The sequence below is a fragment of the Gluconacetobacter johannae genome (genome assembly GCF_014174305.1).
GTDB classification, from domain to species: Bacteria; Pseudomonadota; Alphaproteobacteria; order Acetobacterales; family Acetobacteraceae; genus Gluconacetobacter; species Gluconacetobacter johannae.
This window is the reverse complement of sequence record NZ_JABEQH010000005.1, coordinates 1-25,165: the sequence shown is the minus strand read 5'-3', so window position 1 is coordinate 25,165 and position 25,165 is coordinate 1. Positions and strand designations below refer to the sequence as shown.

21 protein-coding genes are annotated in these 25,165 nt (G+C 69.0%); 13 read left to right on the top strand and 8 right to left on the bottom strand.

Annotated elements, in window-relative coordinates; genetic code table 11:
* Window positions 1-35: 35 nt before the first annotated feature.
* Complete coding sequence (locus HLH21_RS04485) at window positions 36-3,467, bottom strand: transglutaminase family protein (RefSeq protein WP_182941750.1); 3,432 nt, start codon at window positions 3,465-3,467, stop codon at window positions 36-38.
* 224 nt (window positions 3,468-3,691) lie between these two features.
* Here HLH21_RS04485 and HLH21_RS04480 point away from each other — a divergent pair, with 224 nt between their 5' ends.
* From HLH21_RS04480 to HLH21_RS04445, 8 genes are all read left to right on the top strand, one after another.
* A complete protein-coding gene (locus HLH21_RS04480) occupies window positions 3,692-5,164 on the top strand; it encodes a circularly permuted type 2 ATP-grasp protein (protein WP_182941748.1) in 1,473 nt (490 codons plus the stop codon).
* Entirely contained in the window at window positions 5,146-6,198 is a 1,053-nt protein-coding gene (locus HLH21_RS04475; protein WP_182941746.1) for an alpha-E domain-containing protein, read from the top strand. Before HLH21_RS04480 ends, HLH21_RS04475 begins: the two co-directional genes overlap by 19 nt.
* Window positions 6,199-6,280: 82 nt before the next feature.
* Window positions 6,281-7,714: an aldehyde dehydrogenase family protein gene (locus HLH21_RS04470; protein ID WP_182941745.1), complete on the top strand. Its 1,434-nt coding sequence runs from the start codon at window positions 6,281-6,283 to the stop codon at window positions 7,712-7,714.
* Entirely contained in the window at window positions 7,711-9,021 is a 1,311-nt protein-coding gene (locus HLH21_RS04465) for an NAD(P)/FAD-dependent oxidoreductase (RefSeq protein ID WP_264811547.1), read from the top strand. Before HLH21_RS04470 ends, HLH21_RS04465 begins: the two co-directional genes overlap by 4 nt.
* 204 nt (window positions 9,022-9,225) lie before the next feature.
* Entirely contained in the window at window positions 9,226-10,086 is an 861-nt protein-coding gene (locus tag HLH21_RS04460; RefSeq protein ID WP_182941741.1) for a glucose 1-dehydrogenase, read from the top strand.
* On the top strand, window positions 10,079-11,347 hold the full coding sequence (locus HLH21_RS04455) for an AGE family epimerase/isomerase (protein WP_182941739.1): 1,269 nt from the start codon (window positions 10,079-10,081) through the stop codon (window positions 11,345-11,347). Before HLH21_RS04460 ends, HLH21_RS04455 begins: the two co-directional genes overlap by 8 nt.
* Window positions 11,348-11,511: 164 nt before the next feature.
* Complete coding sequence (locus HLH21_RS04450) at window positions 11,512-12,837, top strand: DUF6056 family protein (protein ID WP_182941737.1); 1,326 nt, start codon at window positions 11,512-11,514, stop codon at window positions 12,835-12,837.
* A gap of 212 nt (window positions 12,838-13,049) precedes the next feature.
* Window positions 13,050-14,096: a zinc-dependent alcohol dehydrogenase family protein gene (locus HLH21_RS04445; RefSeq protein ID WP_182941735.1), complete on the top strand. Its 1,047-nt coding sequence runs from the start codon at window positions 13,050-13,052 to the stop codon at window positions 14,094-14,096.
* On the opposite strand, the gene HLH21_RS04440 is transcribed toward HLH21_RS04445, so the two are convergent.
* On the bottom strand, window positions 14,077-14,424 hold the full coding sequence (locus tag HLH21_RS04440; RefSeq protein ID WP_182941733.1) for a hypothetical protein: 348 nt from the start codon (window positions 14,422-14,424) through the stop codon (window positions 14,077-14,079). The genes HLH21_RS04445 and HLH21_RS04440 overlap by 20 nt on opposite strands.
* The gene (locus HLH21_RS04435; protein WP_182941731.1) at window positions 14,421-16,160 is read right to left on the bottom strand and encodes a Na+/H+ antiporter; all 1,740 of its coding nucleotides are present in this window, start codon (window positions 16,158-16,160) and stop codon (window positions 14,421-14,423) included. Before HLH21_RS04435 ends, HLH21_RS04440 begins: the two co-directional genes overlap by 4 nt.
* 202 nt (window positions 16,161-16,362) lie before the next feature.
* Between HLH21_RS04435 and HLH21_RS04430 the strand changes: the two genes are divergently transcribed.
* Genes HLH21_RS04430 through HLH21_RS04420 form a run of 3 tightly spaced genes read left to right on the top strand, consistent with a single transcriptional unit; the run spans window position 16,363 to window position 17,809 of the window.
* Window positions 16,363-16,560, top strand: coding sequence for a hypothetical protein (locus tag HLH21_RS04430; RefSeq protein WP_182942033.1), 198 nt, complete (start codon window positions 16,363-16,365; stop codon window positions 16,558-16,560).
* A complete protein-coding gene (locus HLH21_RS04425; RefSeq protein WP_182941729.1) occupies window positions 16,557-17,474 on the top strand; it encodes a DnaJ C-terminal domain-containing protein in 918 nt (305 codons plus the stop codon). The genes HLH21_RS04430 and HLH21_RS04425 overlap by 4 nt, the downstream gene beginning before the upstream one ends.
* Window positions 17,471-17,809, top strand: coding sequence for a chaperone modulator CbpM (locus tag HLH21_RS04420; protein ID WP_182941728.1), 339 nt, complete (start codon window positions 17,471-17,473; stop codon window positions 17,807-17,809). Before HLH21_RS04425 ends, HLH21_RS04420 begins: the two co-directional genes overlap by 4 nt.
* Window positions 17,810-17,842: 33 nt before the next feature.
* Here HLH21_RS04420 and HLH21_RS04415 read toward each other — a convergent pair whose 3' ends face one another.
* The 5 genes from HLH21_RS04415 to HLH21_RS04395 form a co-directional block, all read right to left on the bottom strand.
* Entirely contained in the window at window positions 17,843-18,232 is a 390-nt protein-coding gene (locus HLH21_RS04415; RefSeq protein WP_182941726.1) for a hypothetical protein, read from the bottom strand.
* A 98-nt stretch (window positions 18,233-18,330) separates the two neighbouring features.
* The gene (locus tag HLH21_RS04410) at window positions 18,331-19,323 is read right to left on the bottom strand and encodes an efflux RND transporter periplasmic adaptor subunit (RefSeq protein WP_182941724.1); all 993 of its coding nucleotides are present in this window, start codon (window positions 19,321-19,323) and stop codon (window positions 18,331-18,333) included.
* Between the two features lie 11 nt (window positions 19,324-19,334).
* Complete coding sequence (locus HLH21_RS04405) at window positions 19,335-19,529, bottom strand: DUF1656 domain-containing protein (protein ID WP_182941722.1); 195 nt, start codon at window positions 19,527-19,529, stop codon at window positions 19,335-19,337.
* Window position 19,530: 1 nt separating this feature from the next.
* On the bottom strand, window positions 19,531-21,594 hold the full coding sequence (locus HLH21_RS04400; RefSeq protein WP_182941720.1) for an FUSC family protein: 2,064 nt from the start codon (window positions 21,592-21,594) through the stop codon (window positions 19,531-19,533).
* A gap of 189 nt (window positions 21,595-21,783) precedes the next feature.
* On the bottom strand, window positions 21,784-21,972 hold the full coding sequence (locus tag HLH21_RS04395; RefSeq protein ID WP_182941718.1) for a hypothetical protein: 189 nt from the start codon (window positions 21,970-21,972) through the stop codon (window positions 21,784-21,786).
* 144 nt (window positions 21,973-22,116) lie between these two features.
* Between HLH21_RS04395 and HLH21_RS04390 the strand changes: the two genes are divergently transcribed.
* Together HLH21_RS04390 and HLH21_RS04385 are read left to right on the top strand one after the other, a co-directional pair.
* Window positions 22,117-23,265, top strand: coding sequence for a metallophosphoesterase family protein (locus HLH21_RS04390; protein WP_182941716.1), 1,149 nt, complete (start codon window positions 22,117-22,119; stop codon window positions 23,263-23,265).
* A partial coding sequence (locus tag HLH21_RS04385; RefSeq protein ID WP_182941714.1) for an ATP-binding protein occupies window positions 23,262-25,165 on the top strand: 1,904 nt, incomplete at its 3' end. The genes HLH21_RS04390 and HLH21_RS04385, both read left to right, overlap by 4 nt.

Genomic DNA, 25,165 nt, shown 5'->3' with positions numbered 1-25,165 from the left:
GGAACTAACGCCGGGGTGGCGGCCGCCGTTCCCCATCAGGAAAAGCGGCGCAGGTCCAGCGTGCGCGGCTGCTCCAGCGACCGGCGCAGCACCGGGGGGGCCATCGTGCCCACGGTATGGCCGAACGGGAAGAAGCGCGTGCGCCTCCGGGCCTCGGCCTCGTTGGCGTTGACGGGCCGCGTCTCGTAATTGCGGCCGCCCGGATGGGCGACATGATGCGTCAACCCGCCCACGCTGCGCCCGGTCCAGCTATCGTAGATGTCGAAGATCAGCGGCGACTGCACGCCCACCGTGGGGTGCAGGGCGCTGGGCGGGTTCCAGGCCTTGAAGCGGACGCCGCCGACATATTCGCCCTGGCGGTCGGTCCGCGTCAGCGGCACGGCGACGCCGTTGCAGGCCAGCACGTAGCGTTCGTCCACCCAGCCGGTCACCCGCGCCTGCACCCGTTCGGCCGAACTGTCGACATAGCGCACGGTGCCGCCCGACCCCGGCTCCTCGGCCAGGGTGTTCCACGGCTCCAGCGCCTGACGCAGGTCCAGCGTCATGCCCAGCACGGACACCGACCCGATTTCGGGGAAGCGGAAATCCATGTGCGGCGCAAACCAGCCGGGGTCCAGCGGCGCGCCCAGCGCGCGCAGTTCGGCCAGCGCGTCGTCGAAATCCTGCCGGACATAGTGCGGCAGCATGAAATCGTCATGCAGGCGCGTGCCCCAGCGCACCAGCCGCCGCTCGTAGGGCTGCGTCCAGAACGCCGCCACCGCCGCGCGCATCAGCAGCATCTGCGCCGCCGCCATCTGGTGATGGGGCGGCATCTCGAACGCGCGATATTCCACCAGCCCCAGCCGCCCGGTGCTGCTTTCCGGCGCATAGAGCTTGTCGATGCAGAATTCGGTGCGATGCGTGTTGCCCGTCATGTCCGCCAGGGTGTTGCGGAACAGGCGGTCGGTCAGCCAGGGCGGCGTCGGCCGGTCGGGATGGACCTGCGAAAACGCGATTTCCAGTTCCGCCACGCTGTCGTCGCGAGCCTCGTCCACGCGGGGATGCTGCGAGGACGGGCCGATGAACAGGCCGCTGAACAGATAGGACAGCGACGGGTGGTTGTGCCAGAACCCCACCAGCGACTTCAGCAGGTCCGGCCGGCGCAGGAACGGGCTGTCGGCGGGGCGGGCGGCGCCCATGACCACATGGTTGCCGCCGCCGGTGCCGACATGGCGGCCGTCCAGCATGAATTTCTCGGCGATCAGCCCCACCTGCCGCGCCTGGTCGTACAACTGCTCGCTGCGGGTGACATGCTCGTCCCAGCTTGCGGCGGGGTGGATGTTGACCTCGATCACCCCCGGGTCGGGCGTGATCGAGAAATTCAGCAGGCGCGGGTCGCGCGGCGGCTGGTAGCCTTCCAGCACCACCTTGCGCCCGAAGGCGCGGGCCGTGTCCTCGACCGCCGCGCACAGGTCCAGCCAGTCCTCGACGGCGTACAGCGGCGGGAAGAACACATGCAGGATGCCGCCCCGCGCCTCGACCGCCAGGGCGGTGCGGACCAGTTCTGGCTCCTCCTGCCCCACGGCGACCAGATGGCCGCGTATCGCCTGGTCCAGCGACATCCGCCCCGCGCCCCCGCCCGGATAGGGCGGCAGGGCCGGCAGGTCGGACAGGGCCGGCATGTCGCCGCCCGAGGCGACGCCACCCGGCGCCGCCCTGCCCGGCACGCCCTGGCCGGCCCATTCCGGCGCGCTCGTCGCCGGGCCGGCCGAGCGGCGGGCCAGCCCCGGATGGGGCGGCAGGGGCATGCGGGGCGCGAAGGGGTCGCGCTCCATATCGTGGTCGATGCTGGCCTCGTCGGCCCACAGCAGGCTTTGCAGCGGCAGGCGGAAGCCCACCGGCGCGTCGCCCGGCACCAGGAACATCAGGTCGCCGCGGAAGAACCAGCGGCCGGACTGCCAGCGCCGCACGCCGTCGCGCTCCACCACGCGCAGCGGCAGCACGCTGCCCACCGGAACGTTCAGCCCGTGCCCATAGACGCGGGCCAGGCGGTCGCGCTCCAGCGGGTCGCGCAGCTTCGCATCCTCGACGATCACGTTCGCCGGCAGGCGATGCTCGCGCCACAGGTAGTAATGGATGTCCTCATAGGCCGGATTGACCAGTCCGGGATCGACCTGCAACCGCTCGGCCAGCGCGCGGCAGAAGGCGGCGGCATCGGCCTCGGTCGCAGTGTCGGAATCGTCATCCGACGCCAGCAGCGACGGATCGGTCCAGACCGGCTCGCCATCCCGGCGCCAGTGGCACAGCAGCGCCCAGCGCGGCAGTTGCTCGCCGGGGTAATGCTTGCCCAGCACATGCTGGATCGCCGCCCCTTTGGTCCACAGCGGCATCAGCCGCCGCAGCAGCCGCCCGGCATAGGCGCGCTTGGTCGGGCCCAGCGCGTCGGTGTTCCATTCCGCCGCGTCCATGTCGGCGGCGGCGATGAAGGTGGGCTCGCCCCCCATCGTCAGGTCCACGCCCCCGGCATCCAGGCTGGCGTCCACCGTGCGGCCGGCGGCCAGAATCGCCTGCCATTGCGCGTCGCTGTAGGGCCGGGTGGTCCGGGGCGTTTCCAGGAGCCGGGTGACGGACATGGCGAAATCGAATTCGGTCTCGCATTTTCCGACCAGGCCGGAAATCGCGGCGGCCGACGCGGGTTCCGGCGTCGCGGCCAGGGGAATATGGCCTTCGCCGGTCAGCAGGCCCGACGTCGCGTCCAGCCCGACCCAGCCCGCGCCGGGCAGGTAGACCTCGGCCCAGGCATGCAGGTCGGTGAAATCCTCGGTCGGGCCTTCGGGGCCGGTCAGCGGCTTCTGGTCCGCGACCAGCTGGATCAGATAGCCCGACACGAAGCGCGCCGCGAAGCCCAGATGCCGCAGGATCTGCACCAGCAGCCACGCGCTGTCGCGGCATGACCCGGTGCCGCTTTCCAGCGTTTCCTCGGGCGTCCAGACGCCCGGCTCCATCCGCACGACATAGGCGATGCGCGCCTGGACCTGCTGGTTCAGCGCCACCAGCATGTCCACCGTATGGCGCGGCGTGCGGTCGACCCCGTCCAGCAGCGCCTGCAACAGCGGGCCGGGCGTCTCGCGCGTGCGGTAGGGCGCCAGTTCCCCGGCCAGCACCGGGTCGTAGGCGAACGGCCACTGCTCGGCCTGGGGCTCGAGGAAGAAGTCGAACGGGTTGATCGTGGCCATGTCGGCCACCAGATCCACCGTGACGTCGAAATGCGTCACCGGTTCGGGAAAGACGATTCGCGCCTGATAATTGCCCGACGGGTCCTGCATCCAGTTGATGAAATGCGGCTTGGGTTCGATCCGCAGCGCATAGGACACGATCGGGGTACGGGCGTGGGGCGCGGGCCTCAGCCGGACCGTCTGTGGACCGAGGGCCACCGGACGATCGTAACGATACCGTGTGCTATGTGTCAGCGCGACGTGCAGGGTCATGCATCGGCCTTAAGATGAGTGTTCCGCCCGCAGGACGCTAGCCCACATGGCACGCGGACGAACAGGGGGTGGGCCGGAAAATCGGACATCACGATTCAGCATCGGATTGGGCCTTGGCGAGCAGACGATTTCTTGCTTGGCTGCAAGAGAATAACGGACCAGCAGGTGGGTGGACATGACTCCTTCGCGCCTGATCCCCCGTTCCGAACGGGGGACATAGGAACATGAGTGACCTGATAGATCGGGACACGGCCCGGCGCGCCGGCTTGTTCGTCGCCTATGACACGCCGGATTTCTTCTGCGAGCTGATGAATCGCAAGGACGCCCCGCCCGACAGCCTGGCCCTGGTGCGCGAGCGCCTGTCGCACTTCGACCTGCCGGAACTGCGCCAGCGCGCCGGCGCGGCCGAGGCCGAGCTGTACAACCTGGGCATCACCTTCACCGTCTATACCGACCGCGACGCGATCGACCGCATCCTGCCTTTCGACCTGATCCCGCATGTCCTGACCGCCGCCGAGTGGGACCATGTGGAACGCGGGGTGCGGCAGCGGGTCACCGCCATCAACCATTTCCTGTGGGACATCTACCACGAGAAGCGGATCCTGAAGGACGGGATCATCCCGGCCGAACTGGTGCTGGGCAACCCCAACTACCGGCCCGAGATGGAAGGGCTGGACGTGCCCGGCGGGGTCTACGTCCATATCAACGGCACCGACATCGTGCGCGACGGCGACGGCCGGTTCCTGGTGCTGGAAGACAACGCCCGCACGCCGTCCGGCGTGTCGTACGTGATCGAGAACCGGCACATGATGCTGCGCGTCATGCCGGACCTGGCGGCGGGGCTGGACCTCATGCCGGTCGACGAGTACGGCCTGCGCCTGCGGCACGCCCTGGCCGAGGTCGCCCCCCAGGGGGTCACCGACCCGCAGGTCGTGCTGCTGTCGCCCGGCATCTATAATTCGGCCTATTTCGAGCATGTGTTCCTGGCGCGCGAAATGGGCGTGCCGCTGGTCGAGGGGCGCGACCTGGTGGTGGAATCCGGCCGCGTCTACATGCGTACGGTCGCCGGGCTGCGCCCGGTCCATTCGATCTATCGCCGCCTGAATGACGATTTCCTCGACCCCCAGGTCTTCAACCCCGACAGCATGCTGGGCGTACCCGGCCTGGTGGACGCCTACCGGCGCGGCAACGTGACCATCGCCAACGCCATCGGCACCGGCGTGGCCGACGACAAGGCGGTCTACGCCTACATGCCGCGCATCATCCGCTACTACCTGTCGGAAGAACCCATCCTGTCGAACGTCGACACCCATATCTGCGCCGAGGCCGAAGGGCTGGCCTACACGCTGGCCAACCTGGACAGGCTGGTGGTCAAGCCGGTCGGCGAATCCGGCGGATACGGGCTGATTATCGGCCCGCACGCGACCCAGGCCGAACTGGACGATTTCCGCGTCAAGCTGCTGGCCGACCCGTCCAATTACATCAGCCAGCCGGTCATCAGCCTGTCGGTCTGCCCCACCCTGTGCGAAGCGGGGGTCGAGGCCCGGCATGTGGACCTGCGGCCCTTCGCGGTGACGGGCCGGTCCACCTGGGTGTTGCCGGGCGGGCTGTCGCGCGTGGCCCTACGCAAGGGGTCGCTGGTGGTCAATTCCTCGCAGGGCGGGGGGTCGAAGGACACATGGGTGCTGGCGTCATGAACCCGATCATCGTCGATGCCCCGCCCGCCGACGGGACCATGCCCATCCTGCTGTCGCGCTATGCCGAATGCACCATCTGGCTGGCGCGTTACATGGAGCGGATCGAAAACCTCGCGCGCCTGATCGACGTGACCGAGACCTTTGTCCGGTCGGGCAGCACCATGAACGGCTGGCAGTCGATCATCCAGATCAATGCCGACGAAGACCGGTTCTTCGCACGCCACGCGGACGCGACCGAGGAAAGCGTGGTCGGCTTCTATGTCACCGACCGCGAAAACCCCAATTCCATCGCCTCGATCGCCCACGCGGCGCGGGAAAACGCGCGCGCGCTGCGGCCCCTGATCTCGACCGAGATGTGGACGCAGCTCAATATCTTCACCAACACCGTCCGGGCGCTGAGCGCCACGGACATCCGCTCGTCCAACCTGTCGGCACTGTGCGCCCGGCTGAAACAGGAATGCCAGACCCATCACGGCATTACCGAAGGCACGTTCTATCGCGACCAGGCCTGGCTGTTCTACCTCATCGGGCGCAACCTGGAACGGGGCGACCAGATCACGCGGCTGATCGACATCAAATACCACACCCTGCTGCCCAGCGTCGCCGGCGTGGGGTCCGAGGTCGATATCGGCCAGTGGACCGCCGTGCTGCGCTCGGCTGCGGCCTATCATGCCTTCCGCCGCGTCGTGTCGGGCGAGATGACGCCCGGCGCCGTCGCGGGCTTCCTGCTGAAAAATGACGGCTTTCCCCGTTCGCTGTCCACCTGCCTGCGCCAGTTGCACTGGGCGGTCGGGCACCTCCGCACCGATTACGGGCTGAAGCACGGGTACGCAGCGGCCGAACGGATCGAGGAACTGCGCGCCACCCTGGCCGAACAGACGGTCAAGGACATCATCCTGCGCGGCCTGCATGAATTTCTCGACTGGGTGCAGCGCGAACTGCGGCATGTCCAGGGCGAGATCGCCCAGGCCTTCTGGCCGCCCATGGAACCGCCCCCGCCCCCCGCGCCCGCGCAAAGCCAGTCCCAGGCCTGACGGCCTGGCGCATATACCCACCGGGAGCCTGCGGTTGCCACGCGACTTCGTGACGGTAGGCCCCGCCTGACCGGAGACCCCGATGGCCCACGCCCTGCAGATGTACATCGACGGAAAATGGGTCGATCCGACCGTTCCCCGGACGATCGACGTCATCAATCCGGCGACCGAGGCCCCGTGCGCCACCATCGCGCTGGGCAGCGCCGCGGATGTCGACCTGGCCGTGGCCGCCGCGCGCCGGGCATTCGCAACATGGTCGGTCTCGACCCGCGCCGAGCGGATCGACCTGCTGGAACGGATCCTGACCGTCTATCGCCGCCGCATGGACGACATGGCGTCCGCGATCTCGCAGGAAATGGGGGCGCCCCTGCCCTTCGCCCGCGACGCGCAGGCCTGGGCCGGCATGGCGCATCTGGAACAGATGGTCCGCGCCCTGCGCGACTTCACGTTCGACCAGCAGGTGGACGACATGCTCATCACCCGCGAACCGGTGGGCGTGGTCGGGCTGATTACGCCCTGGAACTGGCCGATGAACCAGATCGCCTGCAAGGTCGGGCCGGCGCTGGCGGCCGGATGCACCATGGTGCTGAAACCCAGCGAGATCGCGCCGCTGAGCGGCCTGGTCTTCACCGAGATCCTGGACGAGGCCGGGGTGCCGCCTGGCGTCTACAACCTGGTGAACGGCGACGGGCCGGAGGTGGGCGAGGCCATCGCGCGCCACAAGGATATCGAGATGGTGTCCTTCACCGGCTCGACCCGCGCCGGCACCATCGTGGCCCGCCTGGCCGCCGACACCGTCAAGCGCGTGCATCAGGAACTGGGCGGCAAATCGCCCAACATCATCTTGCCCGACGCCGATTTCACTGACGCGGTGCGGCGCGGGGTGGCGGGCTGCTTCGGCAATTCCGGCCAGTCCTGCGACGCCCCCACCCGCATGCTGGTGCCCCGCGCGCGGATGGCCGAGGCGATGGCCATCGCCGCCGAGGCCGCGGCGCCCTTCGTCGTCGGCCCGCCGGACGCCCCCGGCACGCGCCTGGGCCCGGTGGTCAGCGACGTGCAGTTCGCCAAGATCCAGGCCCTGATCCAGACCGGCCTCGACGAGGGCGCGACCCTGGTCGCCGGCGGCCCCGGCCGGCCCGAGGGGTTGCCGGTCGGCTATTACGTGCGCCCGACCATCTTCGGCAACGTCACCCCCGCCATGACCATCGCGCGCGAGGAAATCTTCGGCCCCGTCCTGTCGATCATCGCCTACGACGACGAAGAAGACGCCATCGCCATCGCCAACGACACCCCCTACGGGCTGGCGGCCTATGTGCAGTCCGGCGACCTGGCCCGCGCCCGGTCGGTGGCCCGGCGCCTGCGGGCGGGCAATGTGAACATCAACGGCGCCGCCTGGACCGTCGCCGCCCCGTTCGGCGGCTACAAGCAGTCGGGCAACGGACGCGAATGCGGCGAGTACGGCCTGACCGACTTCCTGGAAATCAAGGCCATCCTGGGATACGGACCCGAAGCGTGACCCATCCCGCCCCCGCCGAAGGCCGGCCCCTGCCCGACAGCCTGTACGCCGAAACCGCCCGCCCCGCCGTCCCCACCCCGCCCCTGACCGGCGAGATCCGGGTGGGCACCGCCCTGATCGGCGGCGGTTTCACCGGCCTGTCGGCCGCGCTGCACCTGGCCGAGGCCGGACACGCCGTGGCGGTGCTGGAGGCCAACGCCCCCGGCTGGGGCGCGTCCGGCCGCAATGGCGGGCAGGTCAACCCCGGCCTGAAGACCCTGCCGTCCGAAGTCGAGCGCGATTTCGGCCCGGAACGCGGCGCGCGCCTGGCCCACGCGGCCTGGAACGCTCCCGACCTGGTCTTCGATCTTGTTGAACGCCACGGCATCGCCTGCGCCGCCGCACGCGGCGGCACATTGCGCGCAGCCACCAGCGACGACCAGATTCCGGCCCTGCGGCAATTGACCGACGAATGCCGCGCGCGCGGCGGCGACGTCGAATGGCTGGACGATGCCGCCATCGCAGCCCGCACCGGCACCGGCCACTATCGCGCCGCCCTGCTGGACCGGCGCGGCGGCCAGATCAATCCGCTGGGCCTGGCGCGCGGCATGGCCCAGGCCGCCATCGGGCACGGGGCGCAGATCTTCGGCGGCACGCGCGCCCTGTCGCTGCGCCGCGACGATGGGTGCTGGCGCATCGGCACCCGCAACGGCGCGGTGCGGGCCGACCGCGTGGTCTTCGCCACCAACGGCTACGCCGACCGGCTGTGGAACCGCCTGCGCCGGACGGTGGTGCCGGCCTCCAGCGCCATCGTCGCCACCGCCCCCCTGCCCTCCGACATCCGCGCCCGCATCCTGCCGGCGCGCGAGGTGCTGTACGAACTGGGCGAGATCACGACCTATTACCGGATCGACGATGCCGGGCGGCTGCTGATCGGCGGCCGTTCGTCGCTGGCCGAACGGTCCGGCCCCGACGCCTTCCCCTTCCTGCAACGTCACGCGCTGATGCTGTGGCCGTTCCTGCACGACGTGCAGTGGACGCACGGATGGAACGGCCATGTCGCGGTCACGCTGGACCATTACCCACACTGGCACGAACCGATGCCCGGCATCATCGCCTGCGTGGGCTACAACGGTCGCGGCGTCGCCATGGCCACCCTGCTGGGCCGCGAGATCGCCCGCCGCGCGCTGGGCGCCACGACCGAGGACATCCTGCTGCCCCCCAGCCCCATCCGCCCCATCCCGTTCCACGCCGCCTGGCCGCTGGGCGTGACGGCCAGGATCATCCAGGGCCGCCTGACCGACCGCCTGTCGCGCCTGCGCGGCTGAACGGGGAGGCCCGCCAGTCAGGATTTCTTAACGCGGGGCGTCCAATGCTGGGCGAATGCACGGGACACTCCCGTCCGGCAGCAACCTGAACCAGAGTTTAGGCAACAGTTCATATCCACTGGCGTTCCTTCACGCGGACGTGGCGGTGAGCACAGGGCAACCGTTGCCTGCCCGTCATGGTCAGTCATGCAGGAGACCCCCCTTATGGCCCAGAGCATTCCGCCCCAGAGCCAGGACCATCAGCCGGGCGTCGAGCGTCTGCTTCAACCGCAGGCGGAGCATATCCGCGCCGATTATCGCGGCAGCGGCAAGCTGAAGGGACGTCGCGCGCTGATTACAGGCGGCGACAGCGGCATCGGTCGCGCGGTCGCATTGCATTTCGCCCGAGAGGGTGCCGATGTCGCCATCCTTTATCTGGAAGAAACGGAAGACGCGCAGGAGACCGTTCGCCTGGTCGAGGCCGAAGGCGCGAAAGCTCTTGCAATTCAGGGCGACGTTTCCAAAAGCGAAATCTGCGACACGGCCGTCGCCCGTACCGTCGAGGCATTTGGCGGCCTCGATGTCGTGGTGAACAATGCCGGCGTCCAGTATGTCAGCGAGGACCTGACCGATATCGACGACGCCACATGGCAGCGTCACATGGACGTGAATATCAACGGATATTTCTATATCGCGCGCGCGGCGCTGCCGCATCTGGGCAAGGGCGGCGCCATCATCAACACATCGTCGATCAACGCGTTTGCCGGCAACAAGGCCCTTGTCGCCTATTCCACCACCAAGGCGGCCGAGCTGGGCTTCACGCGCGCCCTGGCGTTGCAGCTTGCCGAGCGGAACATTCGCGTCAACGCCGTGGCCCCCGGCCCGATCTGGACCCCGCTGCAACCCGCCAGCTGGGGGCCGGTCGATCCGCAGGCCGTGGCCGACCTGGGCAAGGACACGCCGCTCGGCCGGGTTGGGCAGCCCAGTGAAATGGGGCCGGCCTATGTCTATCTGGCATCGGATGACGCATCCTACGTCACGGGCCAGACCGTGCATGTCAACGGCGGCATGATCGTCAATGGCTGAGGCGCTGCCCTCGCTGATGCTGCCGGCGTCAAGCTGGCTGCGTTCGGCGCCCCATCGCCGCTGGCTGGACCATCAGGGCCAGCGGCTGCTGGATTTTTCCAAGCCCGCGCGGGTCGACGCGGGTTTCGCGGCACTCGGCACTGACGGCCGGCTGATGTCGGGGTCCGACGCGGACAGCATCCTGACGGCACGGATGACCCATGTCTACGCGGTGGCCGCCGGACGCGGCCTTCCCGGATGCGCCCCGCTGGCCGCGCATGGCGTCGCCAGCCTTCGGGGGCCGTTGCGCGATCATGCACATGGCGGATGGTTCGAAGGCGTCGCCCAGGCGGCACAAGGGCCGGAGGGCAGTCGCAAGCAGGCGTACCTGCATGCCTTCGTGGCCCTTGCGGCGTCCTCGGCGGTCGTGCAGGGCATACAGGGCGCGCAGGACCTGCTGGACGACGCGCTTGCGGTCTGGGACCGCCATTTCTGGAGCGAGGATGAAGGCGTTTTCCGCGAAAGCTTCGCCGCGGACTGGTCGGATGAGGAAGATTATCGCGGCGCCAATGCGAACATGCATTCGGTGGAAGCCTGCATGGCGGTCGCGGACGTCACCGGACAGCCGCAATGGCGTCGGCGGGCGCTGAGAATCGTCGCGCGGATCATCCATACCCTCGCCCGCGACGCCGGATACACCGTTCCGGAACATTACGATCGTAACTGGACTCTTCTGAAGGATTTTCATCGCGACAAGCCGACCGACGACCTGCGCCCCTATGGAATGACGCCCGGGCATTTCGTCGAATGGTCGCACCTGCTGCTCAAGCTGGAGGCCGCCCTGCTGCGCGAGCGCGGTTCGGCGCCCCCATGGCTGCTGGAGGACGCCATCGGTCTTTTCCGCAGCGGCATCGACGCCGGATGGGCGCGTGACGGCGAACCCGGCCTGCTCTACACCGTGGGCTGGGACCTGGAACCTGTCGTGCATAATCGTCCCCACTGGTGCCAGGCCGAAGCCATGACATCCGCCGCCGCGCTGCTGAAGCGCACGGGACATGCCGAATATGAAAAATGGTACCGGAAGATCTGGGATTACATCGACCTTTGCATGATCGACCGAAGACAGGGCGGCTGGATTCAGGAACTCGACCGGCATAATCACCCCTCGGCCGTGGTGTATCGGGGCAAGGCCGACCTGTATCATGCATGGCAGGCGACGTTGACGCCGCTTCTTCCCCTTGCGCCAAGCTTCGCCACCGCCGTTTCGATCATGGACGGCTGACGCCGCAAGGAAGCGGGGGAATTTATCAAGGTCGCGTTACGCCGGTCGCGAATCCCCCGCCATGGCGCGGCGGGGAATCCCGCATATTTAACAACCTTGAATTCACCGCCCTCACAAGGTAAGCCCCTACCCTGAATTGATTATTCAGGTGTTTTTTGAGATTTTTGAAACAGTCACTCAAGTCTCGATTATTGGACACGATATTTCGATACAGAAGATCGGTCGTTCTGACCCTGGTCTATCTTTTTTCCCTATGGGAGAACATCGTCACCCCGTTCTGGGGGGATGATTATTGTCGCATCACGAAAATTGATTTTCTCTCCGCCTTTTCCTATGCGTGGCGGGATTATTTTTCCTGGACAGGGCGTTTCTTTGTTACGGTCCTGACCTATTGGACGATGCAGGTCGGCTGGTTCTGGTCGATGCTGCCGTTCGACATCGTCAATGCCGGCGTCTTCCTGGCCCTGGTCTTGAATGTCCTGTCCTTATCCAGCCATGCCGCCGACCGGGCATCCCCATCCCGCCCGCGTGCCGCGAGCCCGACCGAGATCCTCTTCGTCGCGCTCCTGTTATGGTGGCTGCCGCGCGATTTCGGTGAAGTCGCCTTATGGAAGACCGGCGCGATTGGCTATTTGTGGGCCATCACCGGGGAATTATGGGTTCTTCGGCTACTGGTCGAACGCCGGCCGCCGCACGGTTTCGCAGCGATGGCAGGCGGTTTCGTCATCGCCACTTTCCTCGAAAGCATTTCGCTCTTTGTCTCCGGGGTGCTCCTGCTCTGGTGCCTTCGCTGCCGGCATGTCCAAAAGCCCGTGCCGTGGGGCCTGCTGGCGGCCCATGCCGCCGGAACGACCGTGCTGCTGGCGGCCCCCGGAAATTTTGCCCGAGCCGATACGATGTCGCCCAGTCCGCCGCTCGACAGGCTGATTGGCGTGGTCGGCAATCTTGGCAGCATCTTCGATGCCTGGTGGCTGCTTGCCGCCGCCGCCGTCGCCATGGCCTACGGCTCCCGCTGGCGATGGCGCGCGCTGGCGGCCGGAAAGGGGTGGATATTCATTCCTGCCGCATTGTTCTACATGATGCTCCTGCTGGGCGTGCCGAGAAGCGCGCTGGCCGCGCGCCTCTCCTTTCCGGCAAGCGTCTTTCTGGTCTGCTACTGGACGGCCTTGTTCATTCGGCGGCCGGTGACACCTCGCGGCGCGTGGCGGGGACCCGCCACGCTCGCCGGATTGTGCGTTCTGCATGCTCTGATCGTGATTCCGCATCTCGGGCGCCTAGCCGACATCAGTCGGGGCTGGACGCGTGATCCGGTGTTGAGGTCAGGTCCGCGGGCGGACGTGATTCTGCCCTTCGTGCTGGTCGAACATCGGCTTTTCTATGCGCGCAAGGATCGTTTCTTTGAAGGCATTACGGAGGATCCGGACAATTTTCGCAATGTCTGTTTCGCAAAGGTTTTCGGACTGAAGTCGGTGGTGGCGCGTCCCGACTGACGGTCGGAGCTGGCCTTTCCGCGTTTTGTCTCGATGAAAGAGCAGGCGTGCACGCGCCGTGGATGGCCGACGCCGCACGGAAGCGGGGGAACGTATCAAGGTCGCGTTACTCCGGTCGCGCAAGCCCCGCCGGGCGGCTACCCTCACGCCGCAAACGGGGCAAGACCGGCCTCCCTGCCGGATGCCGCCCCTTCAGGGCAGGAGACAAAGGGATGAAGGCGCTTGTCTATCGCGGGCCTGGCGACAAGGGGCTGGAGGAGCGGCCGAAGCCGCAGATCCTCCAGCCGGGGGATGCGATTGTCCGGATGGTCAGGACGACCCTGTGCGGGACGGACCTGCACATCCTCAAGGGGGATGTGCCGACCTGCGCGCCGGGCCGGATCCTGGGGCATGAGGGGGTGGGGGTGATCGAGGCGGTCGGGGCGGCCGTCACGGCCTTCCGGGCCGGGGACCGGGTCCTGATCTCGTGCATCACCGCCTGCGCCCGCTGCGACTATTGCCGGCGGGGCATGCCGTCGCATTGCGAGACCGGCGGGTGGATCCTGGGGAACGCGATCGACGGGACGCAGGCCGAATTCGTCCGCATCCCGCATGCCGAAACCAGCCTCTATCCCATTCCCGCCGGCGCGGACGAAGATGCGCTGGTCATGCTCAGCGACATCCTGCCGACCGGCTTCGAATGCGGCGTGCTGAACGGCAAGGTCGCGCCGGGGGGCACGGTCGCGATCGTGGGCTCGGGGCCGATCGGCATGGCCGCGCTGCTGACGGCGCAGCTTTATTCCCCGGCCGAGATCATCATGATCGACCTCGACCCGCACCGGCTGGAGGTCGCGCGGCGGTTCGGGGCGACACACGTCATCGACAGCGGCGCGGGCGACGCGGCGGCCCAGGTGATGGCCCTGACCGGCGGGCGGGGCGTCGATACGGCGATCGAGGCCGTGGGCATCCCGGCCACGTTCCAGCTCTGCGAGGACATCGTGGGTCCGGGGGGCACGATCGCCAATGTCGGCGTCCATGGATGCAAGGTGGATCTGCACCTGGAAACGCTGTGGTCGCGCAACATCACGATCACCACCCGGCTGGTGGATACGGTGACGACGCCGATGCTGATGAAAAGCGTGCTGTCCGGCCGGCTGGACCCGGCACGGCTCATCACCCACCGCTTCACGCTGGACACCATCATGGACGCCTACGATGTGTTCGGCCAGGCGGCCCGGCATCAGGCGATGAAGATGCTGATTACGATGGCGGAGGGCTGACGACGGCGTCGCCGCGCTGCCAGGCGCCGCGGCTTTGCATGCAGGCGGCATAGGCCTGTTTCATGCGCGCGCGCTGGCTGCCGCCGGTTGAGGTGGCGGCGTCGGTCGGCGTCGCGGCCATCGTCGCGTCGGTCTGGCAGAAGGCATCGTCGGACTGATATTGCGACCCGTGCGGGTCGATGACGGTGCTGTAGCCCTTGATGGTGCCGTACACCGTATGTTCATGGGGGTGATGCCGGTGGGCCGAGGCCGGACAGGCCATCGCCATCGACACCCAGGCCAGCATCAGCAGGCCGGTCAGCCGGGTCGTGGCGGTCTGGAGCGTCATGACAGCGTTTCCTGGAAATCCGTGTGTCTGGGGGCCGGGGCCGGAAAATCGTGCGGGGCGGCCGGCGGCAGGGCCTTGGCCTCGATGCGGAGTTCATGTTCCATGAAATCAAGTTCCTGGGTGATCGTCCACTCGGTTTCGTCATTGATGTGCTTCTCCATCACCCGGCGATGCAGCAGTTCGCGCATGTGACGGATGACGTGCAGGCGCAGCGCCAGTTCGGTCCGCTTTTCGCGGATCGCGGCGGCGCGGATGTCGGCCTCGGCCGCCTGGGTATCGTCCAGGCGGCGCAGCGTGTCCTGGTACTCGTGCAGCAGGCGCGAAATCGCCTCCTGCCGCAGCTCGCCAATCTGGTCCAGGGGGGCGCCGTGGGCCAGCAGGCGCTCCTGCTCGTCATGCATGACCTGGATCGCCGCATGCGCCAGTTCAACACGCATCTCGTCCAGTTCACGCAGGGACGGGTCGTTTTCCCCCGGGGTCAGCCCGGCCAGCAACCCCGGCATCGCGATGCTGGCCAGCAGCAGCGAACAGACGATCACCCCTGCCGCCAGGGTCACCAGCAGGTCGCGCCCCGGAAAGGCCGACCCGGCCTCGGAGGCGACCGGCAGCGACAGTATGGCGGCCAGGGTGATCGCCCCGCGCGTGCCCGCCACCGTCATGACCAGCACGCTACGCCAGGACGGAATGACGGTGTTGCGGTGGCGCAGACGCGCGATCAGCACCCGGGCGGTGACCGAAATCCAGATCCAGGCGAAGCGCATCGCGCTCATGGCCACCTGGATCGCCACGACGGCCAGCAGCAGCCACCAGGGCGACACCCCGCCCTCGCGCGCCAGGCGCACCCCGCCGGACACCAGGTCGGGCAGTTGCAGGCCCAGCAGCAGGAAGATCACCGCGTTGAAGGTGAAGTTCAGCATGTCCCACACGGTGGTGGACTTCAGGCGGGTTTCGGTCCGGGCCTCGTTCATCACGCCGGTCAGCTTGACGGTCATGCCCCCGGCCACGGCGGCCAGGATGCCCGAACAGCCGGCGGCGTCGGCGATCACATAGATTCCGAACGGCAGCATCATCGCCAGCGTGATATGGGTCGGCGGGTCGTCATAGCCGCGCAACAGCAGATGATGCTCGGCCCGCGACGCCGCCCAGGCGATGGCGACACCGATGGCGACGCCCCCCAGCGACATGACGAGGAAACTGCCCAGCGCCTGCTGGAACGAAAACAGCCCGGTCATCGCGGCGGTCACGGCGAATTTGAAGCAGACCAGGCCCGAGGCGTCGTTCAGCAGCGCCTCGCCATGCAGGATGTGGACGACGCGCGCCGGCGCCCGCCCGCCTTCCAGCATGCCGCCGACCGACACCGAGTCGGTGGGCGACATCACGGCGGCCAGCGCGAAGGCCGCCGGCAGGGTGATCGGCGGAATCAGCCAGTGGACGAAATAGCCGCAGCCGACCGTGGTGAACACGACCAGGCCCAACGCCAGCATGACGATGATGTTACGCAGTTCGCCGAATTCGCGCATCGGCATGCGATAGGCGTCGGCGAACAGCAGCGGCGGAATGAACAGCAGCAGGAACATGTCCGGATCGAACCCGATCCGCAGGCCGGCCAACGCCGCCGCCGACCCGATCGCGATCTGCACCAGCGGCAGCGGGACAGGCACCCGCCCGATTTTCGAGATGAGGCTGCTGAACCCCGTCACCGCCAGCAGGGCCAGCGTCATGAAAACGGCATGCATGTCTGTATTCCCGCGTCATGTCCGCATCCGGATGGCGGCCCGCCCCGTTAGGCGAGGCGGGCGGATGTGTAAATGCGGGTCGCCACGGGGCAGATATTCGATTTCCTCCCGTCACGGTCCGCCCCGACCCGTTACGGTCGGGCGAATGGTCGCATTGACCGCCTGCCGGTGGCTCCCCATTATTTCAACAAGGCGGGCGTCCATGCGGGGCGCGGAACGTCATGAGCAAGGTGAAGACAGGATGGCAGCGGTGGAGGAGTATTTTCGTCCCCGCCTTGTGGCCCTGATGGCCGAGGCGCGGCGGGACGGGATCGACGCGGATGTCGCGGTCGCGGTTCTGCTGAACCTGCTCGACACGCTCGATTTCGCTTCAAGCCGGAGAGAAGACCCACAATCGTGAGCAATGATCCGTACGAGATCCTGGGCCTGTCGCGCACGGCCAGCCAGGACGAGATCCGCAAGGCCTACCGCAAGCTGGCCAAGACCCATCATCCGGACCTGAATCCCGGCGACAAGGTGGCCGAGGAGAAGTTCAAGGCCATCAGCAGCGCCCATACCCTGCTGTCCGATCCCGAACAGCGGGCGCGCTTCGACCGGGGCGAGATCGACGCCACCGGGCAGGAACGCGGCTGGGCGCCCGGTGGCGGCGGCTATCGCGACCATGCGGAAGGCGCACAGGGCTTCCGCTATTCCGCCGGCCATTTTTCCGAGGACGACCTGGGCGACGTCTTCAGCAGCATGTTCGGCCAGCAGCGGGGCTTCCGCCGCCGCCCGCAGGGGCCGGCGCGGGGCGAGGACCGCAGCTACACCCTGGCCGTCAGCTTCGCCGACGCGGTGAACGGGGGCACATCGCGCATCACCCTGCCGGGGGGCGCCACCCTGGACGTGAAGATCCCGCCGGGAATCGAGGACGGGCAGGTGCTGCGCCTGCGCGGCAAGGGTGGCGAGGGCCATCAGGGCGGCCCGGCGGGCGACGCCCTGATTACCATCGGCATCACGCCGGACCCGGACTACACCCGCGACGGCAACGATATCCGCCTGACCCTGCCCGTCGGGCTGAAGACCGCCGTGCTGGGCGGGCCGGTCACGGTGCCGACGCCGGGCGGCCCGGTCTCGATGAACGTGCCCGCCCATTCGGACAGCGGGCGGGTCATGCGCCTGCGCGGCCGGGGCGTAAAGGCCCATGGCAAGCATGAGGCCGGCAACCTCTACGTCACCCTGAAAATCGTGATCGGCCCCACGGACGAGGCGCTGGAGACATTCCTGAAATCCTGGACGCCCCCCGACGCGGCGGCCAAGGAGGCGGCATCATGATGACAATCGACACATTGTGCGTCCGTCTGGGCAACGTGACGGTCGCCGACATCGAACGCTGGATCGACAGCGACTGGCTGCGGCCCGAAGGCGCACCCGGCGACTACGCCTTCCAGGACATCGACGAGGCCCGCGCGCGGCTGATCGTCGAGCTGCGCTCCGACCTCGGCGTCAGCGACGAGGGCATGCCCCTGGTGCTGTCGCTGCTGGACCAGCTATACGACGCGCGGCGGCAGATGATGCGCCTGCGCGACGCGCTGCAGATGCCGCAGGCCGACGATATCCGCGTCCGGGTGCGCGGCCTGCTGGCCGATCTGCCCACGCCCCGCCAGTGATTTTTGTCGGCCTCAGGCTGTCATCGGCGGGCCTCAATCGTCGCGGCTCAGCGGCAGATCCAGGACCTGTCCGGGTTTCTGGCCCTTGATCTTCAGGTCGGCGCTGTTGGCGGACACCAGGTGAAACGTCACCAGCGGGTCGCTGTCGCGCGATTGCAGGGTGGCGGGGTCCTTGCGGGTCAGCACGATATCATGACGCGCCACGACATGCAGTTCGTCCGGCAGGGTCATATGCACCAGCCCCCGGCCGTCGGGGGCATCCACGATGACCGGCGACAGGCCCATGGCCGCCCAGTGGCCGGTGAACGGGCTGGCGGGGGCGGCCGTGGCGGGGACGAACGCGCCGCCCAGGGCCAGCACGGTCACGGCGACCAGCACCATGCCGGCAGGACGGGCGGACGTGCGGGGATGAAAGCGGGTCATGCGGATGTCGTCCTCCGGGATGTTGGCCCGAGCGTACGAGGGTTCGGCCGGTTTTGAAAGCGGGCACGCCGCACGGCCGGTCCGCGTGAGGCGGCGCCTTACCGGTCCCCGCCCCGGTCCGGGGCGGCGGGGGCCGGCGCGACGTTGGGCGGCGCCTCCGACCTGACGTTCCGGCGGATGCGGGCCACGGCCTCGCGCATCGTCAGGTGCGGCCGGTGGCCGTCGGGGCCGACGATCGACACGGTGGAGGTCATGCCCGCCGCCAGCACGATCCCGGCGGGCAGGACGTCGATCTGCACGCGCACCGGGATGCGCTGCGCCAGCCGCACCCAGGTATAGACCGGATTGACGGACGGCAGGCCCTGGGTCGAGCGTTCGGCATTGGTCGACGAGATGCCGCGCGTGATGCTGTCGACATGGCCCCAGAGCGGGGCCGAATAGCCCATCAGATCCATGCGGACCAGGTCGCCGCGATGGATCGCGTGCATCTTCGTTTCCTCGAAATACCCGTCGATCCAGTAGGATTCCGCGTCGATCACCTGGACGTTCGGGGTGCCGGCGGTCGCGAAATCGCCCACGCGCATGGTCAGGTTGGAGACGTAGCCGTTGACGGTGCTGCGGATCTGCGTGCGGTCGAGGTTGATCCGGGCCTGGGACAGGGCGGCCAGCGCGTCGGCGTACTGGGCCTTGGCCTGCTCGGCGATCGCTTCGAACTGCTGCTTTTCCTCGGTCGAGGCCGAGGCCGAGGACAGTTGCTGCCGGCGCTGGTGCTGCGACAGGCGCAAGGTCAGGTCGGCCTGGCGTTCGTTGACCCGCGCGGTGGCCGAGGCCACGGCCACGCGGAAATCGAACGGGTCGATGCTGTACAGGACATCGCCCTTGTGCACGTACTGGTTGTCGGCGACCTGGACGGTGACGATCTGCCCCGATACGCGCGGCGCGATGTTGGCGACCTGGACACGGACCTGTCCGTTCCGCGTCCAGGGGGCGGCGGTGTAATAATCCCACAGCGCCAGCGCCACGACGGCGGCGATGCCCAGGATAATCAGGGTCGTCATGATCCGTATGACGTGACGGGCGCGTTCGAACACCGGTGGGCCTTTCACAGCAACAGCGTATAGATGCCCAGAAGGCAGATCAGGATGCCGAATTCAGCCAGCGGCATGTTCCAGACCAGCCGCTGGAGGCCGACGCGGCCCAGCAGCGGCCGCAGCAGGATCAGGGTCAGCAGCGCCAGCGCGCCGTTGGCCACGAAGGCCGAGATCAGGACCCCATCGATATCAATGACCTGCACCACGTCAGCCTCCTTCGCCGGGGGGCAGCAGGCCGTAATGCCGCAGCGCCCGCGCGTTGCGTTCCAGCAGGCGTGACGCGCCGAACAGGCCCGATACCGCGCCGATCACGGTTTCCCGGTCCGCCGGATGCAGGGCGTCGCTTTGCGCCAGCAGCGACGTGGCGTGCCGTAATGCCTGCTCGACCGTTGCCGGCACGTCATGGACCGCCAGCGCGTCCAGCGCCTGGCGCGCCGTGTCGGCGACCGCGTCGATGGTCGTGGCGCGCCGCAGATGGCGGCGGGCCCGGGCCAGGGCGCCGATCAGGTCCCCCAGCGCCACGATGCGGCCGAAGACGCGCCGCGCCGCCAGGGTGTCGGGCAGGTAGCCGGTCCAGGTCCGGGCCTGGATCAGCCGGTCGTACTGCCGGCTTATCAGCGCCGGGCCGGCAACCTCGCCCCGTCCGGCGAACTGCCGCCGCAGCGACAGCGCCACCGCCATCGCCACGCGGAACCGCCGCCGCCGCGCCGAGGGCGGCAGCAGCAGGACCAGCGAGACGAATACGATCACCGCCGACAGCATATAGAAGACGTTGCGGTCGATGAACTGGACCGGGTCGTAATTATGGATGTTGTCCAGCCCCAGCATGACGAAGAAGAAGACGCCGAAATTGAAGCCGATCGCAAAGCTCCGGGGATGGATCAGCAGCAGGCAGGTCACGAAGATGATCGGGGCGATCGTCATCGCCAGGAACACCATCCCCGTCCCCAGCGGCAGCACATGATAATTCAGCACCAGCGCGCACGCCGTGGCCAGCGGCACGCCGATCAGCGCGCCGAAGCCGAAGGCCTGGGTGTTGAAGGTCGTGATCGACAGCGTCAGCACGATCGCGACCTGCACCAGGGCGGCGGACGAGGCCGGCAGGTCCGACAGGATGCAGATCGCGGCCGCGACGGAAAACCCGGTCAGGATCCGCAATCCGTTCAGCAGCGCCAGGACCGGGTCCTGGTGCCGGATGATCCGCACGTCCTGCGCCGGGCGGGGGGCGGCGCGCCCGTCCTCCAGCGTGCGGATGCCATCCTCGACCCAGCGTCCGTAAGACAGCAGGGCCAGGGTCCGTTCGATCAGGTAGGCTTCGGGCGGAGTCAGGGGCGGCGCGTCGGCGTCGTGCGCCAGCAGGTCGATCAGGGCGGCCCTGGCCTCGGCCGCCGAAGCGAACGGCGTGCCGTCGCCGTACCGCGCGCGCACCCGCGCCAGCACCGAGGCCCGCACCTCGCCCTCGCGCAGGATGCCGCCGATGGCGCGCCCGCACGACATCATGTCCAGCAGCGCCACCATCGCCGATCGCGCGCCCCCCGTACGCAGGGCGCTGTCCGGCAGTTCGGTACGGGCGAACGACACCTGGCTGGTCAGGGACATGATCCCGCCGGCCAGCGCGGTGCAGGCTCCGTCATCGGGAATGCCGTGCCCGGCCACGGCGTCGCGGGTCATCCGCCGCACCTTGTCCGCCGACCGGCGCAAGCCCACCGCCAAGGCCTGCCAGGCCGAGGGCGAGCCGAACACATCGTTCACGACAGCCACCGACGCGATCCCCACCATGATGGCGGAGACGCGGAAGATCGCGACGGTGAAGACCGATTCGGGCCGGTCGATGCAGCTGACGCCGACGATGGCGACGGTATAGCCGGCCAGCAGCGCGCCATAGGCCCGGAAATCCCGCATCAGGGTGCCCACGACGACGCACAGGCCAAGCCACAGCGCGGCGCCCCCCAGCATCATGACCCGGTCCTGGCCGAACGCCGCGACCAGGGCGATGGCCACCGTCGCCCCCACCAGCGTCCCGCCCATCCGGTACAGCGCCTTCGACAGGACCTGTCCGCGCAGGGGCTGGGCCAGGATCATCACCGTGACCCCGGCCGAGGCCGGGGCCTCGATCTGCAACCAGAAGGCGACGGAAAGGGCGAGGACCACCGACGCCCACGTCCGCATGCAGAACGCGAACCATCCGGGCGGGAACCAGTCCTTCGGAAGATCGGGAAACCAGACCCAGCGCAGGACGCCGCTCGCAGCCCCCCGTGCGCTTTCCCCCATTTCCGCTTGTCCTCCCGATGTCGTCACGGATCACACGATCGAGACTATGGCAGCGGCCCGGACGACGTGTGTATCGGCCCTGCGACAAACCATGTCCGCACAGGACCCGCCGTTTCGGGAAGTCAAAAAAACGTTTTTATATCAGTGGATAAGATGTCCCGCCGCCGGAGACCGCTCGCCGACGCGCCCTCAGCCATGCGCCGCCCGCATGACGCGCCCCCCTGCCCGATCGGTCCGGGCCAGGGACCGCAGGCCCTGCCGATGGCGGGCATGGATGGCGCGGACGGCCTCGGACATCGCCGGAAGCAGGCGGATGCGCCGCTCCGGCGCGCGGGGGGTAACGGCAGGCTGGGTGGTCTTGGTCACGGGCGCCATCATCGTCCTGTATTCCATGCCGCGGCGGGGATGCCGGGCGGCGACATCGTGTGTCGCGCCACCTGGTGTCGGAAATGGGGCATCGGCAAGGTGTTCCGGTGACATCCTTCCTCTGGCCGCCAGGGCCGGTTCGGGCGATAAGGCGGAATGCGCCTGATTCACACGTCCGACTGGCAGATCGGCAAGATGTTCCGCTTCGCCGACGACGAGGTCCTGCCGGTCCTGCAGCACGAACGGCTGGAATCCATCGGCCGGATCGGCCGCCTGGCCCGCGCGCAGGGGGCTTCGGCCGTGCTGGTGGCAGGCGACGTCTACGACCATCTGCGTCCGGCGGAACGGACGCTGCGCCAGCCGATCGAACGAATGCGGCAGTTTCCCGACCTGCGCTGGCACCTGATTCCGGGCAATCATGATTTTCACGAACCCGACGGCCTGTGGGACAGGCTGCTGCGGATGGGGCTGCCGGACAATGTGGTGGCGCACCTGACCCCCGAACCGGCCCCGCTGGATGCGGCGGGCGACGCCTGGGTGGTGCCCGCCGGGCTGGGACGCCGCCACGTCATCGGCGACCCCACCGCCGCGATGGACGCCGCCCCCACGCCCGAGGGCGCGATCCGGGTCGGGCTGGCCCACGGTTCGGTCCGGACCTTCGGCAACGACGAGGCGGCGGCGCGCAACCTGATCGCCATCGACCGGGCGCGCACGGCGGACCTGGGCTACCTGGCCCTGGGCGACTGGCATGGCGCGCTGCGGATCGACGCCCGGACCTGGTATTCCGGCACGCCCGAGATCGACGGCTTCGACCTGGGCGGCGCGGGCGGCGGGCAGGCCCTGCTGGTGGCGCTGGACGGGCCGCGCGCCGAGCCGGTCGTCACCGTTCACCAGACCGGGCGGTTCCGCTGGGCGCGCGACCAGGCCATCCTGACCTCGGCCGAGGATGTGCGCGGGCTGGAGGCGCGGTTGCGGGGCATCGACCGCGACGACCCCAGCCGCGTGCTGGTCCGGCTGGCCGTCAGCGGGGCGCTGACGCTGGCCGACCTGGAACTGTACCAGGCCCTGGTGGTGGCCGGGCTGGGGTCCGCCCTGCGGCTGCTCCGCATCGACGGCGCGCCCGACCTGGCGACCTCGCCCGACGACCTGGACGGGTTCGGGATGGCGGGCGCCGTGCGGGCGGCGGCCGAATCGCTTATGGCGCAGGCGGGCGGCGGCGACGCCGACGCGCGCGACGTCGCGACCGCCGCCTTGCAGCGCCTGCATCTGCTGGCCCGCGACCTGAATGTGGGGGGCGGGGCATGATGCTGCGCGGGCTGGAGGTCGAGCAGGTCCGGCGCTTCGGCGACCCGGTGCGGCTGAGCGGGCTGGGGCCGGGGCTGAACCTGCTGGCGGCCCCGAACGAGTTCGGAAAATCGACCCTGCTGGCCGCCCTGCGCGCGGTCTTCATGCTTCAGCACGGCTCCAAAAGCGAGGCCGTGCGGTCGTTGCAGCCCTACGGCCAGAGCGCGTCCCCCCGCATCGCGGCGGATTTCACGATCGACGGCACGGAGTACCGGATCGAGAAACGCTTCGTCTCCCGCCCCGCCGCCCGCCTCACCGAAGGCGGCCGGGTGCTGGAGGGCGAGGAGGCCGAGGCGCATCTCCAGCGCCTGATCGGGCTGGAACCGGGCAAGCGCGGGACCGAGGCGCTGGGGATCATGGCCGCGCTATGGGTCGGCCAGGGGCAGAGCCTGGCCCAGCCCGAATTGTCCGACCCGGCGCGGACCACGGTACGCACCTGCCTGGAGGCCGACCTGGGCGCGATGACCGGCGGCGCCGAGGCCGAGCGGATCCTGGCCCGGGTGCGGGCCGATCTGGCGATCCTGCAGGACGGGCGCGGCAACCCGAAGGGGCGCTATCGCGCGGCGATCGAGGGCGAGGCCGAGGCGGCGGACGAGATCGCGCGCCTCGACGCCCGGCGCCGCATGCTGGAGGACGATCTGGCGGCGATGGCCGAGTGCCGCCGGCGACTGGCGCACGAGGACAATGCCGACCGGCGCGAGAAGGAACATGCCGTACTGGCCGAGGCCCGGCGGCTGCGCGACCGGCTGCGCGAGTATGACGCCCTGTACCGCGCCGCCTGCGCCGCGCAGGCGCACGCCGCCGCCAGGGTCGAGGCCGCCGGGCAGGACATCGCCCGCCGCGCCGCGTGGCAGGCCGAACTGGACGGCGAAACCGCGCGCCTGACCGACCTGGCCGAGGCCCTGGACCTGGCCGAGGCGCGGCATGCGGCGGCGCAGGCCGCCCACGCCGCCCGCCAGCAGGCCGTCGAGGCCACCGAACGCGCGCGGGCGACGGCGCGGCGGGCGCTGGACCGGGTGGAGGCCCATCTCGCCCTGGCGCGGCTGCAGCGCGAACGCCTCGACGAAGCCACCCGCCTGGACCGGCTGGAGCAGGCCGAGGCCGAGGTGGCGCGCGCCGGGCTGCGCCTGGCCGCCTGCACCATGGATGGTGCCCGCATGTCGGCGATCCGCCAGGCCGAGCGCGCGGTCCAGGCCGCCCGGGCGGCCAGCCGCGCCCAGGCCACCGTGCTGAACGTGACGCTGGAGGACGGGGGCGAGGGCCGGCTGGTCCTGGATGGCCGGGTGCTGCACTCCGGCCCGGTCGATCTGACCGACAGCGCCACCCTGCATATCGACGGCGTCGGCACCATCCGGATCGAACCGGCCAGCGGCGATCGCGCGCGCCTGCGCGCCGAACTGGCCGCGGCCGAGGACGCGCTGCGCCGGATGCTGGACCAGGCCGGATGCGCCGATCCGGACGCAGCCGAAACCGCCCTGGCCCAGCGTCGCCAGGCAGACCTGGCGCTGAACGCCGCCCGGTCCGTTCTGGCCCATCTGCTGCCGGGGACGCAGGACGTGGCGGCCGCGCTGGCCGAGGCGCGGCGGAACGTAACGGCGCTGGACGAGCGAATCGCCCGTCAGGCGGCGGCGCTGGCGCAGGGGCCGGACACAGCCGGGGTGGAGCCGGATGCCGATGTCGCGGCGGCGCACGACCGGGCGTTGCGGGCGATGCAGGCCGCCGACGCCCGGGCCGCCGACGCCCGGCAGGCCCTGTTCGCCCCGGACGAAACCCTGCGGCAGGCCGCCGCCGACCTTGCGCGGGCACGGGCCGAGGCGCAGTCCGCGCGCGAGGCCGCCGGGCGGCTGGCCCGCGACATGGC

Bases quoted from the DNA above. Each gene is read 5' to 3' on its own strand.
- HLH21_RS04485 (WP_182941750.1), bottom strand. From the start codon at position 3,467: ATGACCCTGCACGTCGCGCTGACACATAGCACACGGTATCGTTACGAT.
- HLH21_RS04480 (WP_182941748.1), top strand. From the start codon at position 3,692: ATGAGTGACCTGATAGATCGGGACACGGCCCGGCGCGCCGGCTTGTTC.
- HLH21_RS04475 (WP_182941746.1), top strand. From the start codon at position 5,146: ATGGGTGCTGGCGTCATGAACCCGATCATCGTCGATGCCCCGCCCGCC.
- HLH21_RS04470 (WP_182941745.1), top strand. From the start codon at position 6,281: ATGGCCCACGCCCTGCAGATGTACATCGACGGAAAATGGGTCGATCCG.
- HLH21_RS04460 (WP_182941741.1), top strand. From the start codon at position 9,226: ATGGCCCAGAGCATTCCGCCCCAGAGCCAGGACCATCAGCCGGGCGTC.
- HLH21_RS04455 (WP_182941739.1), top strand. From the start codon at position 10,079: ATGGCTGAGGCGCTGCCCTCGCTGATGCTGCCGGCGTCAAGCTGGCTG.
- HLH21_RS04445 (WP_182941735.1), top strand. From the start codon at position 13,050: ATGAAGGCGCTTGTCTATCGCGGGCCTGGCGACAAGGGGCTGGAGGAG.
- HLH21_RS04440 (WP_182941733.1), bottom strand. From the start codon at position 14,424: ATGACGCTCCAGACCGCCACGACCCGGCTGACCGGCCTGCTGATGCTG.
- HLH21_RS04435 (WP_182941731.1), bottom strand. From the start codon at position 16,160: ATGCATGCCGTTTTCATGACGCTGGCCCTGCTGGCGGTGACGGGGTTC.
- HLH21_RS04430 (WP_182942033.1), top strand. From the start codon at position 16,363: ATGCGGGGCGCGGAACGTCATGAGCAAGGTGAAGACAGGATGGCAGCG.
- HLH21_RS04420 (WP_182941728.1), top strand. From the start codon at position 17,471: ATGATGACAATCGACACATTGTGCGTCCGTCTGGGCAACGTGACGGTC.
- HLH21_RS04415 (WP_182941726.1), bottom strand. From the start codon at position 18,232: ATGACCCGCTTTCATCCCCGCACGTCCGCCCGTCCTGCCGGCATGGTG.
- HLH21_RS04400 (WP_182941720.1), bottom strand. From the start codon at position 21,594: ATGGGGGAAAGCGCACGGGGGGCTGCGAGCGGCGTCCTGCGCTGGGTC.
- HLH21_RS04395 (WP_182941718.1), bottom strand. From the start codon at position 21,972: ATGATGGCGCCCGTGACCAAGACCACCCAGCCTGCCGTTACCCCCCGC.
- HLH21_RS04390 (WP_182941716.1), top strand. From the start codon at position 22,117: ATGCGCCTGATTCACACGTCCGACTGGCAGATCGGCAAGATGTTCCGC.